Raw genomic sequence first — 16,504 nt, 5'->3', positions numbered from 1 at the left:
GCGTCCGTCCCGATAGTCCCCTGACCGTCGATTCACGGCGCTCCCTCCATCTGCATTTGAGCCGGAAAGTTCCGACTATTGTCAATCATGGAACGGAGTTTCTTCTTCACAATAAGGATTTTACGATACGGCAACGCTTCAGTTGCTCGAAATTAGAATTTTTCTCCAAGCCCCGCTTTTTCGAGCGCGGCCGGGCGCCGGGCACGAGATTTCGTCCCCCGGCTCAGCCGAGAAATCCGGACACGGTGCGCCAAGATGTCGCACCTTATGGGTGGGAGGTTTGCAGCCGCCCTGCCCTCAGATGAGGCCCTGCTGCGACGCCCAGCGAATCAGCGGCCTGCGCGGCCAGCACAGCAGCCAGGAGCAGGCGCTGTATTCGCCCTTCTCGATCATGGCGCGGCGCGTGGGCGACGAGGCGGAGGCGCGCTCGTCGTGGATATCGCCGCCGCCCTGATGGATCATGAAGGCGCCGTTGTTCACTGGCGTGGTGCGCAGATAGGTCAGGCGCGGGCTGATGGCCTCCAGCGGCGGATCGAAAAACCAGCTGGAGCCGATGACGCCCGCCAGTTCCGGCCGCGTCTTCAACAGGGCGGCGGCGGCGGCCCAGTTGCGCTCCCAGCCCGCTTCGTTGAAATCCGACAAGTCGCGCGCCTCGGTGTGCGTCTCAAGCCAGGGCCGCCAGCCGCCCGTCTGGACCCAGGCGATCAGGGGGCCGGGGCCGCGCCCGCCCAACATGTGCCGCACGACCAGCCCCGGCCCAACGGGCGAGGACAGGTCCAGCATCTGCGTGTTGCTGCCCGGCACGCTGAGCGCCAGGGACACCCGCACGTCCTTGGCCCAGAAGTCGGGATCATAGGGGTCCGTCCTGCTATCCAGATAGGCTGCCAGCCGCTCCACATAGGTCGGATAGCCCGCCAGAACGGCCTGCGGCAGGTTCTCGGCGGCGATGCGGCCGGGCAGCTCCAGCCCCCAGGCGGCGATCAGGCCGCGCCTCTGGTCGTCGTTCGCGCCCTCGCCCAGCAGGCCGTCCACGGTGCGGGCGGCCAGTTCGAAGTCCCAGTGCGGGGCGACCTCGGCGGCGGCGCGGGCGGCGGCGTCCTTGATCTCTTCGACGCGAGCGCGATCGGCAGGCGAAAGACGCGACAGGACGCGTTCAAAGGCGGCGGTCTGTTCGGGCGAGAGCTGGGTCATGGCCGCCAGCTTGGCCGCAGGGGCTGTAAATCCGGTTAAATAACCGCACGCGGTTCGATATCCGGCGCGCCCAGCACCACCGGCCGCGACCACCAGCCCGGCTGGTCCAGGGCGAAGGCCGCCTCGATCGCCGCCGCCCGGTCGTCAAACAGGCCGAAGACCGTCGCGCCCGACCCCGACATCCGCGTCAGCCGACAGCCCGGCGCGGCGCGCATGGCGCTCAGCGCCTCTTCGATGCCCGGCGTGACCGCCAGGGCGGGCGCCTCCAGATCGTTCCGCTGGGCCGACAGCCAGTCGATCACGGAGGCGACGGACCAGTCGATGGGCCCCGACGGCCGATCCGCATCCCCGGCGGGCGCGGCGTCATAGGCGCGATAGACCGCCCCCGTCGGCGACGGCAGGCCGGGGTTCAACAGCACGCCGTGCAGCGTGGGCAGGCGCGGCTCGTCTTCCAGCGCCTCGCCGATCCCCGAAGCCCAGGCCGGGCGCGCCCGCAGGCACATGGGGCCGTCCGCCCCGGCGGCCAGGGCCAGACGCTCCAGCGCGCCTCCCGTCAGATCGAGGCCCAGCAGGCGCGCCGTCAATCGTAGGACCGCCCCTGCGTCCGTCGAACCTCCGCCCAGACCAGCGGCGATGGGCAGGCGCTTTTCCAGAGTCACGGCCACGGGCGGATCGCCGATCCCGGCCGCCTCGCCCAGGGCGCGCAGGGCCTTGAGGATCAGATTGTCGCCCTCCCCGTCCAGACCGGCGGCGAACGGCCCCTCGACCCTCAGCGACAGGGCCTCGGCGCGACGCACCGTCACCCGGTCGCCGACATCGGCGAAGACGGCCAGGCTGACCAGCGGATGATAGCCGTCGGCCCGCACCGGCCCGACATGCAGCAACAGATTGATCTTGGCCGGCGCCAGGCCGCTCAGAACATCGGAAACAGACATGGCGGCGTCAGTCGTCCGAACCCAGGCCGTGATCCCCGGTCGGATTCTGATTCAACCGGTCGCGCAGCTTGGCCTCGACCTCGCCGCGGCGCTTGTCGTCGACCTCCAGCGTCAGGACGCGGTTCCACTGGAAGCCCGCCTCGCGCTGACGGCCCACGGCCCAATAGGCGTCGCCCAGATGGTCGTTGATCTCGGCGTTGGCGGGCTCCTTGTCGACCGCGCCCTCCAGATTGACCACCGCCGCCTCATACTGCCCCTGGCGGTACTGAGCCCAGCCGAGCGAGTCCTGAATGTTGCCGTCCTTGGGATCCGCGGCGTGAGCCCTGGCGATCATGGCCGCCCCCTCGGCGACGCGCGTCCCGGTATCGACCCACAGATAACCGAGGTAGTTCAGCAAGGTCGGATTGTCGGGCTGCATCTGCAGGGCGGCCCACAGCTCGGCTTCGGCCTGCGCGTCCTGATCCAGGGCCTCATAGGCGGCGCCGCGCAGGAAGTGGGTCTCATAGCCCTGATCCGCCGTATTCAGCAGCGGACCGTTCAGGAGCTCCAAAGCCTCCTCCCGCCGCTCCATCTGCAGCAGCTGGCTGGCCAGCATATAGGCCACCGTGGCTTCGTCAGGTCGCACCGAAGCCGCCCGGCGGAGTTCGACCAAGGCTTCGTCGTCAAGGCCGGTCTTGGACAGGCTGATCGCCATCTGCACGCGCGCGGCGGCGTAGATCGCAGGCGAGGCCTCGCTGACGTGAGCCAGGGCGGCGCGGCCGGCGGGCTCGATCCCGCCCTGGATCAAGGTCTGGCCGATGAGCAACTGGGTATTGTCGCTGGGAGCCAGATTCTGAGCCAGGCGCAGATAGACGGCGCCGAATTCATAGGCGCGCTGGGCGATCATCTGATCCGCAGCGGTGCGCAGGGCCTGAGCCGCCCCCTCGCGGAAGTTCAGCAAGGCCGGCGGACGCGCCTTGGACAGCACCCGTTCGCGTCCTTCCATGACACGGCGGTCGGCGGTACGGGCCGTGACGGCCGCGTCATACTGGACCAAGGCGTCGTCGCGACGGCCTCGCCGCTCCAGGAACTCGCCATAGGACTGGCGGAACAAAGCGCCGGCCAGGGCGTGGCTGGTCAGGTCGCGCCACTCGGCGTCGGCTTCATCATAACGACGACGCTGCTCCAGCAGGCGGGCCCGGTTACCGCGCGCCACCAAGGCGCTGACAGGATCGAATTCCGCCGGCGGCATGGCAAGCGCGCGGTCCCAGTCCCCAGCGGCGGCGGCGATCCAGGCCTGAACATAGAAACCAGCGCGGTCATGCGGCTCGCCCACCGGGGCGACCTTCAACTCAGCATTGGCGCGGCGGGCGTCCCCGCCGGCATAGGTCTGTACCGCCTGCACCAGGCGCCCCGCCTGGACGATGACGGGCGACACCTCGGGATCGGTGGGGGCGATGCGGCCCGCCTCGTCCAGATCGCCGGCCAGAAGCGCGGCGGTAAAGGCCTGTTCGCGCACGCGCGGCTGTTCCGGCGTCAGGGCGTAGACGCGGGCCAGGTAGTCGGCGCCGACTGCGCTCTCGCCGCTGGTCAGGGCGTTACGGCCCGCCAGATAGAGGCCGAAGGCGCTGTTTTTCTCGGCGTCCAGAGGGATCGGCGCCCATTCGGCGGGAATGGGCGTGACCTTGGGTTCCTCGGGCGTTTCCGGCTCGTCGGCGATGATGATGTGCGGAACCGGATCGCCGTTCGGCTCTGCATCCTTTGCATCTGCGTCCTGCACTTCTTCGGCCGGGGATTCCGGCGCGGGCTCGGGGGCCTCCTGCGCCAGGGACGGCGCGGCCAGCGACAGCGCAAGGGCGGAAGCCGCCAGGAACAGAACAGGACGAGAAGAGACGAAACGCATGGCCGGACCCTTCACGCTTTCCCTTTCGCCCGCAAGATCATGTGCGGGAAAAGCCGCACAACACTTCTCCCTCCCCTTCATGGGGAGGGTGGTCGGAGCGAAGCGACGACCGGGTGGGGAGGGCTAGTTGATACAGGACGCGGCGCTTGATTTGCCTCAGCGTCCCCACCCGGCTTCGGCCTGACGGCCTCAGCCACCCTCCCCATGAAGGGGAGGGAGAATCGCTGGCTTACATGTTCGGATAGTTCGGGCCGCCGCCGCCTTCCGGCGTGGTCCAGACAATGTTCTGCGACGGATCCTTGATGTCGCAGGTTTTGCAGTGGACGCAGTTCTGGGCGTTGATGACGAAGCGCGGATCGGCGCGGTTCGCCTCGTCAGCATAGACGACCTCATACACCCCGGCCGGGCAGTAGAGCCGCGCGGGCTCGCCGTACTTCGGCAGGTTGACGCTGATCGGCACGGACGGGTCCAGCAGCTTCAGGTGTGCGGGCTGGTCCTCGGCGTGGTTGGTGTTGGAGATGAAGACGCTCGACAGTTTGTCGAACGACAGCTTCCCGTCCGGCTTGGGATAGGCGATCGGCTTGTGCTGCGAGGCGGGCTCGGTCGAGGCCGCGTCGGTCTTGCCGTGGCGCATGGTGCCGAAGAAGGAGAAGCCGCCCGTCAGGTGGTTGACCCACAGGTCGAACATGCCGACCGCCCCGCCCATCATAGTGCCCAGCTTGGACAGCAGCGGCTTGGCGTTGCGGACGACCTTCAGCTCCTTATAGACCCACGAGCGCAGATAGGCGGCCTGATAGGCGCTCAGCACGTCGCCCTCGCGGCCCTCTATGACGGCGTCATAGGCGGCGTCGGCGGCCAGCATGCCGGTCTTCATGGCGTTGTGGCTGCCCTTGATGCGCGGCACGTTCACAAAGCCCGCCGAACAGCCGATCAGGGCGCCGCCGGGGAAGGCCAGCTTGGGCACCGACTGGAAGCCGCCCTCGGTGATGGCGCGGGCGCCGTAGGAGACGCGGGTGCCGCCCTCCAGATGCTCGGCGATGGCCGGATGGTGCTTGAACTGCTGGAACTCGTCAAACGGCGACAGGAAGGGGTTCTTGTAGTTCAGGTGGACGACGAAGCCGACGGACACATAGCGATCGCCGAAGTGGTACAGGAACGAGCCGCCGCCCGTCTTGTCGTCCAGCGGCCAGCCGGTGGTGTGCTGGACCAGGCCGGGCTGGTGCTTCTCGGCCGGGATCTGCCACAGTTCCTTCAGGCCGATGCCGAACTTCTGGGGATCGGCGGCGTCGCACAGGTTGTGGCGGGCCATGATGGTCTTGGCCAGCGAGCCGCGCACGCCCTCGGCGATGAAGACGTATTTGCCGTGCAGCTCCAGCCCCGGCTGGAACTCGCCGGTCGGCTTGCCCTCGCGGTCGATGCCGAAGACGCCGGCGACGACGCCTTTCACCCGGCCGGTTTCTTCTTCCCAGACGACGTGGCTGGCGGCCATGCCGGGATAGACTTCGACGCCCAGGGCTTCCGCCTGTTCGGCCAGCCAGCGCGCGACATTGCCCAGCGAGGCGATGTAGCAGCCGTCATTGTGCATGAAGGGCGGCATGGCGAACATCGGCAGGGAGGCCTGCCCCTGCGGACCCAGGACCAGGAACTTGTCCTTGGTCACCGGCGTCTCCAGCGGGGCGCCGCGCTCCTTCCAGTCGGGGAACAGCTCGTTCAGCGCCTTGGGGTCGATGACCGCGCCCGACAGGACGTGGCCGCCGATCTCGGCCGATTTCTCGAGCACGGCGACGGAAATCTCTTTTCCGTCCTTCTCGGCCCGCTGTTTCAGACGGATGGCGGCGGACAGGCCGGCGGGGCCGCCGCCGACGATGACGACGTCATATTCCATGACCTCGCGCTCGACGCCCGCCAGGGCCTCGAGCGGCGGCAGGTTGTCGATGACGGCTTCCTGCCATGCGTTCCTGGCGCCGCCTTCGATCATTTCCTCGGCCATGTCCCCTGAATCCTCGTTGTCGTCGTGGTTATCCGCCTTATCGGGAGGTGACGCGGGGGCGGTCAAGGCCTATTGCCTATAGCTTCATGAACGCCCCTTCCCTCGACATGGCTGCCGCAGAGGCCCTGTTCGCCTTCTGGCGCGACGCAGGCGTGGACGCCTGTTTCGAGGCGGAGCCGGTCAACCGCACCGTCTTCGTCGCCCCCGTCGCGGCCAAGGGTCCGGCCACGATCACGCCCCTGCGCGCCCCCGGCGCCGCGCCCGCGCCCGGCGAAGCGGCGGCCGAGGCCCGTCGCCTGGCGGCGGCGGCCACCACCCTTGACGAACTGGCCGAGGCCATCGCCGCCTTCGAGGGCTGCCCCCTGCGCGCCATGGGCGCCCGGCAATCCGTCTTCGCGCGCGGCAATCCGCAAGGGTCGCTGATGATCGTCGGCGAAGGCCCCGGCGCCGAGGAAGACTTGCGCGGCCAGCCCTTCGTCGGCCAGGCGGGCCAGCTGCTGGACCGCATCCTGACGGCGGCGGGCCTGCTGGACGACGCCTTCATCACCAACACCGTCTTCTGGAAGACGCCCGGCAACCGCGCCCCGACGCCCCAGGAACAGGCCGCCTGCGCCCCCTTTGTCGAACGCGCCGCGACCCTGCTGAAACCCAGGGCCGTTCTGCTGGTCGGCGCATCAGCGGCCAAGGCCGTGCTGAAGACCGACGACGGCATCATGCGGATGCGGGGCCAATGGCGCGAATGGCTGCCCGAGGGCGGAATCGCCGCGCCTGTGATCGCCACCCTTCACCCCGCCTTCCTGTTGCGCCAGCCCCAGGCCAAGGGTCTGGTTTGGAAGGATATTCTCGATTTGTCCGTTCGCCTGCGAAGCGAAGTGGTTGAGCCGGGCGCCTGATTCAGGCATCCTGCCCCCTTGGAGACCAGTCCGCAGAGCGTCGTAGAATCCCGAATCGAGACGGGGCCGACGCCGACGAAGGGGGCCGCCGCGTCATGTATTCTTTCCGCCGGACGCGTCGTGCGTCTCTGTTCGCCTTCGCGCTTTGCGCCCTTGCTGCGACCGCAGCCCAGGCTGAAGATGTCGATACCTCCCGACCCTATGTCGCCGCTGGCGCAGACTCTGGCGCGGACGCCTCGCCTTCGCCCACGGCGCTGAGCAGCGAGGATCGGCTCAGCTACACCACCGCCTTCGACGCCCTGCGGCGCGGCGACCTGGAGCTGGCCCGCAACTCGGCGCGTCAGGCCAAGGACCGCGTCCTGCTGGGTCAGGTCGAGTTCGAGCGCCTGTTCCACCCCAGCCACGTCGCCACCTATGACGAACTCGCGGCCTGGCTCGAGACCTATTCCGACCTGCCGATGGCCGAGCGGGTCTATACCCTGGCGATGCGGCGCCTGCCCGACGGCGCGGCCGAGCCCAAGCGCCCCGGCGGCCTGCTGACCCGCACCTGGGCCAGCCTGACCAGCTCTGGCTCAGGCTCTGGCGACGGCGGCGTCAACGACCCGGCCAAGGCCGCGCGCGTGGCCCTGAACAACGACGACCTGCCCGGCGCCTACGCCACGGGCCAGCAGATCGGCGACTGGTGGACGGCGGGTCTGGCCGCCTGGCGCATGGAGCAGCACGCCGACGCCTTCCAGGCCTTCGAGCACGTCGCCCAGGATCCGACCGAGGATCCGTGGGTGCGCTCGGGCGGCGCCTTCTGGGCGGCGCGGGCGGCGGGCCAGTCGGGCCGCCAGGATCGCGTGACCGAATACCTGCGCCAGGCCGCGCGCTGGCCGGCCACCTTCTACGGCCAGATCGCCCTGCGCCAACTGGGCGAGGAGCCGGTGATCGAGAACCAGGGGCCCCGCCCCTATGAGGCGACGCTGCAACGCGCCTCATTCACCCCCGAGCCGATCGGCGTGGATACGCGCGCGCTCAACGCCTTCATCCGCTCCGACGAGGACGCCCGCCGCACCGTGGCCCTGTATGAGGTCGGCCGCCGCAACGACGCCGAGCAGGCCGCCCGCAACGGCCTGCGCGCCGCCAGCGGCGACAGCGCCGCGCGCCAGATGTGGGTCGGCCTGTATCGCCTGGTCGCGCCCGGCCGCGCGGCCCAGTCCGAGGCCAGCCGCATCGACGCCGTCCGCTATCCGATGCCGGACCTGCAGCCGATGGGCGGCTTCACCATCGAGAGGGCGCTCGTCTACGCCATCGCGCGCAAGGAGACGGACTTCAACGCCAACGCCCGTTCCGGCGCCGGCGCCTATGGCCTGATGCAGGTGATGCCGACCACGGCCGCCCACATGACCGGCGACCAGGGCTATGTCCGCACGCCCCAGCGCCTGCTGGACCCGGCGGTGAACATGAAGCTGGGTCAGGATTATGTGAACCGCCTGTTCCAGATCGAGTCCTTCCAGGGCGACCTGCTGAAGGCGGTGGCCTCGTACAACGCCGGACCGGGTCCGATGCTGGCGGCGATCCGCAAGCTGGGCGCCGACGCCGATCCCCTGCTGCTGATCGAGACCATCGACGTGCCTCAGGCGCGCGAATACGTCGAGAAGGTCGTCGCGGCCTACTGGATCTATCAGCGCATGATGGGCGGGCCGGTGAAGACGCTGGACGCCGTGGCCTCGGGCGCGCGCGCCGTGCCGATCCGCCTGGATTACGTCGCGCCGCCCCCTGCGCCCCTGCAGGTGGCCGAGGCCGTGCTGGGCGGCGGCTCGCGCTGAAGCGCGATAAGACGCCTCAGACCATCAGGGTCAGAAGCGACGTCCACACCAGGGCCATGACCACCGCCGCCAGGACATAGGCGCGCGCCGTGCGCGCCCAGTCGGTGTTCCTGCTGATCGTACGCATGGCTCCGCCCCTCCGAGAACAAGCTGGACTATAAGTCCGCTCTCTTAAACCCGCGTTCTCAGGATCGGTTAATCAACGTTAGATGACAGCGCCGCCGCCTCCCACTCGCGGAAGTGCGGCTGGGCCAGAAGGGCGGCGACATAGGCGGCGGCCGTCCCGTCGTCGCCGTGGGCCGACAGGTCGATCTGGAAATGGCGCACCCGCGCCGCCACGGGCGTGAAGAAGGCGTCGGCGATCGACCAGTCGCCGAACAGCCACGGCCCGCCCGCGCCGAAGCGTTCGCGCATCTGCGACCACAGCACGACCAGACGCGCCAGGTCGCGGTCCAGCCCCGGATCGGACGGCGCCGGGCTGCGCGCATCCCCGGCCATCGGATGATCCGGCCCCATGCCGCACAGGTCGCGCAGGGCGTGGAAGCCGGAGTGCATCTCGGCCGTCGCCGAACGGGCCAGGGCGCGCGCGGTCGGATCGACCGGCCACAGATGCGCCTCGGGATAGCGTTCGGCCGCCCATTCGCTGATGGACAGGGTGTCCCAGATCGTCTCGCCCTCGACCTTCAGCAGCGGCACGAAGCCAGAGGGCGACAGGCGTCGCAGTTCAGCCTTTTCAGCCTCGGAGCGATACCAGACCTCGCGCGTGTCGAAGACGGCGCCTGCGCGCCTCAACACCAGCCACGGCCGCAGGGACCAGGTGGAGAAGAGGCGCGGTCCGACGATCAGTTCCATGGCGAAGCTCCGAGGCTGTCGCCGTGATTAATGGCTGGAGGCGAGCTTCAGCACAACCAGGCCGCTGACGATCAGGACAGCGCCGATGACGCGCATCGGCGTGACGGGCTCGCCCAGGACGGCGATGCCGACCACGAAGGCCCCGACGGCGCCGATGCCGGTCCAGATCACATAGGCGGTGCCCAGCGGCAGGGTCTTCATCGAGATCGACAACAGGCCGAAGCTGATGATCATGAAACCGATGGTGCCGATGGTCGGCCAGGGCTTGGTGAAGCCCTCGGAGGCCTTCATCAGGAAGGCCCAGACGATCTCGAACAGACCGGCGAGAAGAAGGAAAATCCAGGCCATGACGTGCTCCTTGCATGGCATGCCGGGTCGTCCCAGCGTCATGCCCACTGATGGGAGAGGTCGTCCTCTGAGCGCGCCCTATTTGGGACAGGAGCGCGGCAAGTCAAGGTTTCCACACGCCGCGCCGTCGATCCGGTCGCCGGTGATGCCCAAAAGCCTCCATTCCCGCACGGCGAACCTTGACTCATGGCCCCTCGCGCACGACACGACCGGTCCATGATCACGCGCTATTCCCGCCCCGACGCCGTCGCCATCTGGTCGCAAGAGACCAAGTACAAGATCTGGTTCGAGATCGAGGCCCACGCCGCCACCAAGATGGCCGAGCTGGGCGTGATCCCGAAGGAATCGGCCGAGGCCATCTGGGCCAACGGCAAGGACGCGACCTTCGACGCCGACCGCATCGACGAGATCGAGCGCACCACCAAGCACGACGTCATCGCCTTCCTGACCCACGTCGCCGAAATCGTCGGCGAGGAAGCCCGCTTCCTGCACCAGGGCATGACGTCTTCGGACGTGCTGGACACCTGTTTCGCGGTCCAGCTGGCGCGCTCGACCGACCTGCTGCTGGGCGGCGTCGACCGCGTCCTGGCCGCGCTGGAGACCCGCGCCAAGGAACACAAATACACTCCGACCGTCGGCCGTTCGCACGGCATCCACGCCGAGCCGGTCACCTTCGGCCTGAAGCTGGCCGGCTATCACGCCGAGTTCCAGCGCGCCAAGCGCCGCCTGATCACTGCGCGTGAAGAGATCGCCACCTGCGCCATCTCGGGCGCCGTCGGCACCTTCGCCAATGTCGATCCGGCCGTTGAGCAATACGTCGCCGACCAGATGGGTCTGGCCGTCGAGCCGGTCTCGACCCAGGTCATCCCGCGCGATCGCCACGCCGCCTATTTCGCCGCCCTGGGCGTCGTCGCCTCCTCGATCGAGCGTCTGGCCGTCGAAATCCGCCACCTGCAGCGCACGGAAGTCCTCGAAGCCGAGGAGTTCTTCGACAAAGGTCAGAAGGGCTCGTCGGCCATGCCGCACAAGCGCAACCCGATCCTGACCGAGAACCTGACCGGCCTGGCCCGTCTGGTCCGCTCGGCCGTGACCCCGGCGATGGAGAACGTCGCCCTGTGGCACGAGCGCGACATCAGCCACTCCTCGGTCGAGCGCGGCATCGGCCCGGACGCCACCATCCACCTGGACTTCGCCCTGCACCGTCTGGCGGGCGTCATCGAGCGCCTGAACGTCTATCCCGAGAACATGCAGAAGAACCTCGACCGTCTGGGCGGCCTGGTCTTCTCGCAACGGGTCATGCTGGCCCTGACCCAGGCGGGCGTGTCGCGCGAGGACGCCTATGCGGCGGTTCAGGAGAACGCCATGAAGGTCTGGCGCGGCGAAGGCGTCTTCATCGACTTCCTGAAGGCCGACCCGCGCGTCACCCTGCCCCACGACGAGCTGGAGGCCCTGTTCGACCTCGGCTACCATACGAAGAACGTGGACGTGGTGTTCCAGCGGGTGTTCGGAAGCTGAACTGACATGAACAAATCCCTCGTCCTCAGACTGAACCCAGCTTTGGACGAGGGGCGGCTTGCGCGCGCCTACCTGGAACACGGCATCGTTCAGATCGCCAACATCTTCGAGCCGGAGACAGCTGAGTATCTGACGCAGATACTTGAACAGCATACGCCCTGGGGGATGGCGTACCAGGACGCGGGCGGTCCCAAGGCTCTGACGGCCGATCAACTCAAAAGCGCGGATCATGACCAACTACGGCAGGCGTTAAAGGCCATGCTTGACCGCACCGGGGACGGCTACGGCTTTCTCTACCGGTGCTATCCGATGCTGACCGCCTATCTGGAAAGGCGAGATCCAGGCCACCCCATCCACGCCCTGACAGAATTCCTGACCAGTCCCGCCTTCATCGAGTTCGGCGCGCGCGTCACCGGCCAGCCCCAAGTCGTCAAAGCGGACTCCCAGGCGACCTATTACCGTCCAGGCGACTTCATCGGCCTGCACACCGACGTGGGTTCGGAGCCGAGCAATCGCTTGACCGCCTACACCCTCGGTTTCACACGACGCTGGCGCGAAGACTGGGGCGGGCAACTTCTTTTTCATGACGAGAACGGCGACATCCAACGAGGCTACGCCCCGCGCTGGAATACGTTGACGCTGTTCCGCGTGCCGCAGCCGCACTCGGTCGCCCCGGTGGCCGGCTACGCCAAGGCGCCTCGCCTCTCGATCGTCGGCTGGCTCAGAGACAAGGGGTGATGTCCCTCGTCGCAACGAAACAGGCCTTCCCCCCCGTCGTCGATGAGCGCACCCGCCTGCTGATCCTCGGCAGCCTACCCGGCGACGCCTCGCTGAGGGCGGCGCAGTATTACGCCCATCCGCGCAACGCCTTCTGGCGGCTAATCGGGGCGGTGATCGGGGCGGATCTGATCACCGTGCCCTATGAGGCGCGGCTGGAGACCTTGCGGACGCACGGCGTGGGGCTCTGGGACGTGATCGCGTCAGCTGAGCGGCGGGGCAGCCTGGACGCAGCCATCCGCAACCCTCAGGTCGCCGACTTGATCGCCCTGACGAACCGACTTCCGGCCTTGCGCGCCGTGGCTTTCAACGGCGGAAAGGCGGCGCGCGCCGGGCGACGCATGCTGGAAGGCGCCACAACGGCCGAGTTGATCGACCTGCCCTCCTCCAGCCCCGCCCACGCGCGTCCGTTCGAGGAAAAGCTGGGCCGATGGTCCGTCCTGAACGCCTGTCTGGATTGACCGACGAAGCCGCCCGTTCACGGGCCGCGCCGGAAAATTTGACGCCCGCCGCATCCTTTTTCGGGTCTGAGCCGTAATCCCCTCCGACGCGGGCGCCGCCCGTTCACCGAAGGAGAGAAGCCATGACGACCTATCGCACCGCCGCGTTTGCGGCTGTTTCGACCGTCGCCCTGCTGGCGCTGGCCGCCTGCGGTCAAAACGACGCCAAGAAGGAGCCCGCCCCCGTCGAGACCCCGGCCCCGTCAGCAGCCCCCGCCACGACCGAGCCGATGGTCGGCGGCGTGGCCATGAACCCGTCCGACAATATCGTCGCCAACGCCGCCAAGGCTCCGAACCTGACCACCCTGGTCAGCGCGATCCAGACCGCCGGCCTGACGGAACGGTTGCAGGGGGCCGGCCCCTTCACTGTCTTCGCCCCCGACAACGCCGCCTTCGAGAAAATTCCCGCCGCCACGCGCGAGGGCTGGATGCAGCCGGCCCAAAAGGCGGCGTTGACCAAGCTGCTGACCTATCACGTCGTGCCCGGCCGCCTGACGGCCGCCGACATCGCCGCCCAGGCCCAGGCCAACGGCGGAACCGCCACCCTGACCACGGTTCAGGGCGAGAAGCTGACGGTCAAGGACGCCGGCGGCGGTCAGTGGCGGATCACCGACGCCAAGGGCGGAACCTCGACCATCACCCAGGCCGACGTGGCCCAGTCGAATGGGGTGGTTCACATCGTCGACACGGTGCTGATGCCGAAATAGGACATCGGATCGAACCGACCGGCCGCGGGCGCGTTGTTCGGATGCGCCCCGGCGCCTCCGGTCGCTCCCGTTTCCCCGGCGGGAGGCAGATCGAAGAAGGGCCGCAACCGTCGCCGGTTGCGGCCCTTGTGTCATTCGATTGCGATGCGATTATTCGCCGGCGCGGATCTGTTCGCGCGCGATCGAGGCCAGTTCATCCATCTTGGAGCGCAGCTCGCCCTCGGACACCGTCATGCCCGAAGCCTTGAAGTCGCCGGCCACCTTGCGGAAGACGTCTTCCTCGCCCGGCTGCTCGAAGTCGGCGCGGACCACGGCGGCGGCGTATTGCTCGGCGCTCTCAGGCGACAGGCCCATCTTCTCGGCAGCCCACAGGCCCAGCATCTTGTTGCGACGCGCGATGGCCTTGAATTCCTGTTCCTGATCGAGGGCGTATTTGGCCTCAAAGGCCTGTTCCCGATCGTCGAAGGTCGTCATGCGCGTCGTAACTCCAGTCACGGACGAGTCTTGTCCGCAAACGGCTCTATGGCCCCCGGCGCGACCGAACGCAACCAGACTTCGGTCGCGTAGGCTGACGCAGGGTCGCTTCAGGATATTTGTGTCACAGACGCCCTTCGGCTAAAGGGCGCGTGGTTCTATATAGCCGCCGTCGATTCAGGAACCGCGCCGCCCCGACCTTCGGGCCGCGCGTTTTTCGTTTTGAGGCCGTCCGTTTCCTTCCCCCCGGGGCCCGAAGATGAACACCAAGCGCAAGAAGCTCTACGAGGGCAAGGCCAAGATCCTGTACGAGGGGCCCGAGCCGGGCACGCTGATCCAGTACTTCAAGGACGACGCGACCGCCTTCAACGCGCAGAAGAAGGCGACCTTGGAAGGCAAGGGCGTCATCAACAACCGCATCAGCGAATTCATCATGTCGCGCCTGAACTCGATCGGCGTGACCAACCACTTCATCAAGCGTCTGAACCTGCGCGAGCAGTTGATCCGCGAAGTCGAGATCATTCCGCTGGAAGTCGTCTGCCGCAACGTCGTCGCCGGCTCGCTGGCCCAGCGTCTGGGTCAGGAAGAGGGCACGCCCCTGCCCCGTTCGATCATCGAATTCTACTACAAGAAGGATGAGCTGAACGACCCGATGGTGACGGAAGAGCACATCACGGCCTTCAACTGGGCCACCACGCAGGAACTGGACGACATCCTGGCCATGACGGTGCGGGTGAACGACTATCTGTGCGGCATGTTCGGCGCTGTCGGCATCACCCTGGTCGACTTCAAGATCGAGTTCGGCCGCGTGTGGGAGAACGACTTCGCCCGCGTCATCCTGGCCGACGAAATCAGCCCCGACTCGTGCCGCCTGTGGGATTCGACCACGGGCGAGAAGCTGGACAAGGACCGCTTCCGCCGCGACATGGGCGACGTCATCGAAAGCTACACCGAGGTGGCCCGCCGCCTCGGCATCATGAAGGACATGCCGACCGTGATTCAGGGAGGGCTGCATTAATGGCCAAGGTTAAAGTTCACGTCTTCCTCAAGCCCGGCGTCCTGGACGTCCAGGGCAAGGCCGTCGAAGGCGCCCTGCAGGGTCTGGGCTGGAACGGCGTCGCGAACGCCCGCGTCGGCAAGCTGATCGAGTTCGACCTCGACGACGCCGTCGCCGACAAGGAGGCCGAGGTCAAGCGCATGTGCGAGACCCTGCTGGCCAACACGGTCATCGAAAGCTACCGGATCGAAATCGCCTGACACGTCTCTTATCCTTCTCCCCTCGGGGGAGAAGGTGGCTTGCGGAGCAAGGCGGATGAGGGGGCCGCCTGCTTGGCCCTCAACATCAAACGCTCTACTCGCCGACACAGCCCCCTCATCCGGGCACCTACGGCGCCCACCTTCTCCCCCAAGGGGAGAAGGATCAGGATATCAGCCGCACAGGTAATCCCGGCTCAGCGGCGCGGCCGTTTGCTTCTTCGTCAGTTGAAGCTGGAACACCATGTGGCCCAGCTCGCGGAAGGCGACCTCGCTGGCGGCGAGGTAGAACTCCCACATCCGGCAGAAGCGTTCGTCATACATGGCCAGCGCCTCGCCGCGCCGGGCCAGAAACCGCTCGCGCCAATGCCTCAGGGTCTCGGCGTAGTGCAGACGCAGCACCTCCATGTCCGTGACCCACAGGCCCGCGCGCTCGATGGCGGGCAGCACCTCGGACAGGGCCGGGATATAGCCGCCGGGGAAGATGTATTTGCGCACCCACGGCTGGGTGCGGTTGGGCGGCGACTTGCGGCCGATGGAATGGATCACCGCCACCCCGTCGTCGTCCAACAGACGGGCGACCGTGTCGAAATACTCCTGATAGTTCGGCACGCCGACGTGCTCGAACATCCCCACCGATATGATGCGGTCGAAGGTCTGGTTCAGGTCGCGATAGTCCTGAAGCCGAAAATCGGCCCGGTCGGCGACGCCCAGCGCCGTCGCCCGTTCATTGGCCGTGCGGTGCTGTTCGGTGGACAGGGTGACGCCGGTCACGCGCGCCCCGCGCTCGACCATCGACAGGCCCAGCCCGCCCCAGCCGGCGCCGATGTCCAGGGCGCTGTGGCCCGACTCCAGCAGAAGCTTGTCGATCAGGCGGCGCTTCTTGGCGACCTGGGCCTGTTCCAGGCTGGCGTCCGGCGTCTCGAAGAAGGCGCAGGAGTATTGCAGGTCTTCGTCCAGGAACAGGCGATAGAAATCGACCGTCAGGTCATAGTGATGGCTGACGTTGCTGCGCGCGTGCAGCCGGTCGTTGGCCTGCTCCGCCCCGCGCTTGATCCGCTGCATCAAGGTCAGCTTGGGCGAACGCGGCCGAAGCGCCAGTTGCGAAGTCGTCAGTTGCAGGAAGTCATACACGCTGCCGCCTTCGATCTGGAACGTGCCGTCCATGAAGGCTTCGCCCAGGGCCAGATCAGGATTGGCGGCGATGGCGACGGCCGTCTTCATGTCCGACAGCACAGCCGTCAGTTCCGGTTCGCCCGGCCCCGCCGTCAGTTCTCGACCGTCCGGAAGCCGCACCCGGATCGACCGCGTCTGAAAGGTTCGGTCCAACAGGGCTTGCAGCATCCCGTTCCTCCGCTCATCAAGACAGCTTGAC

General features: G+C 67.5%; 16 protein-coding genes. 8 read left to right on the top strand and 8 right to left on the bottom strand.

Annotated elements, in window-relative coordinates; all coding sequences use genetic code 11:
• Positions 1–297 precede the first annotated feature (297 nt).
• The 4 genes from AC3A3G_RS08615 to AC3A3G_RS08600 form a co-directional block, all read right to left on the bottom strand.
• Positions 298–1,191, bottom strand: coding sequence for a hypothetical protein (locus AC3A3G_RS08615; protein WP_487487974.1), 894 nt, complete (start codon positions 1,189–1,191; stop codon positions 298–300).
• Positions 1,192–1,226: 35 nt separating this feature from the next.
• Positions 1,227–2,126, bottom strand: a complete 900-nt coding sequence (locus AC3A3G_RS08610; RefSeq protein ID WP_487487973.1) for a 4-(cytidine 5'-diphospho)-2-C-methyl-D-erythritol kinase — start codon at positions 2,124–2,126, stop codon at positions 1,227–1,229.
• Between the two features lie 7 nt (positions 2,127–2,133).
• The gene (locus AC3A3G_RS08605) at positions 2,134–4,008 is read right to left on the bottom strand and encodes a tetratricopeptide repeat protein (protein ID WP_487487972.1); all 1,875 of its coding nucleotides are present in this window, start codon (positions 4,006–4,008) and stop codon (positions 2,134–2,136) included.
• Positions 4,009–4,237: 229 nt separating this feature from the next.
• The gene (locus tag AC3A3G_RS08600) at positions 4,238–5,893 is read right to left on the bottom strand and encodes an electron transfer flavoprotein-ubiquinone oxidoreductase (protein WP_487488044.1); all 1,656 of its coding nucleotides are present in this window, start codon (positions 5,891–5,893) and stop codon (positions 4,238–4,240) included.
• Between the two features lie 191 nt (positions 5,894–6,084).
• Between AC3A3G_RS08600 and AC3A3G_RS08595 the strand changes: the two genes are divergently transcribed.
• A complete protein-coding gene (locus AC3A3G_RS08595) occupies positions 6,085–6,891 on the top strand; it encodes a uracil-DNA glycosylase (RefSeq protein WP_487487971.1) in 807 nt (268 codons plus the stop codon).
• A gap of 95 nt (positions 6,892–6,986) precedes the next feature.
• Positions 6,987–8,702, top strand: coding sequence for a lytic transglycosylase domain-containing protein (locus AC3A3G_RS08590; RefSeq protein WP_368924516.1), 1,716 nt, complete (start codon positions 6,987–6,989; stop codon positions 8,700–8,702).
• Positions 8,703–8,897: 195 nt separating this feature from the next.
• Here the strand turns inward: AC3A3G_RS08590 and AC3A3G_RS08585 are convergent, their stop codons facing one another.
• Positions 8,898–9,554, bottom strand: coding sequence for a glutathione S-transferase (locus AC3A3G_RS08585; protein WP_368924519.1), 657 nt, complete (start codon positions 9,552–9,554; stop codon positions 8,898–8,900).
• Positions 9,555–9,581: 27 nt separating this feature from the next.
• Complete coding sequence (locus AC3A3G_RS08580; protein ID WP_087141502.1) at positions 9,582–9,902, bottom strand: DMT family transporter; 321 nt, start codon at positions 9,900–9,902, stop codon at positions 9,582–9,584.
• A gap of 216 nt (positions 9,903–10,118) precedes the next feature.
• Between AC3A3G_RS08580 and purB the strand changes: the two genes are divergently transcribed.
• From purB to AC3A3G_RS08560, 4 genes are all read left to right on the top strand, one after another.
• Positions 10,119–11,417 carry an adenylosuccinate lyase gene (purB, locus tag AC3A3G_RS08575; protein ID WP_368924522.1) on the top strand — a complete coding sequence of 433 codons (1,299 nt, stop codon included), beginning with the start codon at positions 10,119–10,121 and terminating at the stop codon, positions 11,415–11,417.
• A gap of 6 nt (positions 11,418–11,423) precedes the next feature.
• Positions 11,424–12,155: a 2OG-Fe(II) oxygenase gene (locus AC3A3G_RS08570; RefSeq protein WP_200165834.1), complete on the top strand. Its 732-nt coding sequence runs from the start codon at positions 11,424–11,426 to the stop codon at positions 12,153–12,155.
• Positions 12,155–12,655, top strand: coding sequence for a DNA-deoxyinosine glycosylase (locus AC3A3G_RS08565; RefSeq protein ID WP_200166190.1), 501 nt, complete (start codon positions 12,155–12,157; stop codon positions 12,653–12,655). Before AC3A3G_RS08570 ends, AC3A3G_RS08565 begins: the two co-directional genes overlap by 1 nt.
• Positions 12,656–12,777: 122 nt before the next feature.
• Complete coding sequence (locus AC3A3G_RS08560) at positions 12,778–13,401, top strand: fasciclin domain-containing protein (RefSeq protein WP_313515837.1); 624 nt, start codon at positions 12,778–12,780, stop codon at positions 13,399–13,401.
• Between the two features lie 150 nt (positions 13,402–13,551).
• Here AC3A3G_RS08560 and AC3A3G_RS08555 read toward each other — a convergent pair whose 3' ends face one another.
• On the bottom strand, positions 13,552–13,875 hold the full coding sequence (locus AC3A3G_RS08555; protein WP_125901728.1) for a DUF1476 domain-containing protein: 324 nt from the start codon (positions 13,873–13,875) through the stop codon (positions 13,552–13,554).
• Between the two features lie 259 nt (positions 13,876–14,134).
• Between AC3A3G_RS08555 and purC the strand changes: the two genes are divergently transcribed.
• Positions 14,135–14,893: a phosphoribosylaminoimidazolesuccinocarboxamide synthase gene (purC, locus tag AC3A3G_RS08550; RefSeq protein ID WP_003165779.1), complete on the top strand. Its 759-nt coding sequence runs from the start codon at positions 14,135–14,137 to the stop codon at positions 14,891–14,893.
• On the top strand, positions 14,893–15,132 hold the full coding sequence (gene purS / locus AC3A3G_RS08545) for a phosphoribosylformylglycinamidine synthase subunit PurS (protein ID WP_088410112.1): 240 nt from the start codon (positions 14,893–14,895) through the stop codon (positions 15,130–15,132). Before purC ends, purS begins: the two co-directional genes overlap by 1 nt.
• A gap of 171 nt (positions 15,133–15,303) precedes the next feature.
• On the opposite strand, the gene AC3A3G_RS08540 is transcribed toward purS, so the two are convergent.
• A complete protein-coding gene (locus AC3A3G_RS08540) occupies positions 15,304–16,473 on the bottom strand; it encodes a class I SAM-dependent methyltransferase (protein WP_487487970.1) in 1,170 nt (389 codons plus the stop codon).
• Between the last annotated feature and the right edge of the window lie 31 nt (positions 16,474–16,504).

It is taken from the genome of Brevundimonas sp. Soil_N_31 (assembly GCF_057655995.1).
This window is presented reverse-complemented; position numbering and strand designations above follow the sequence as displayed.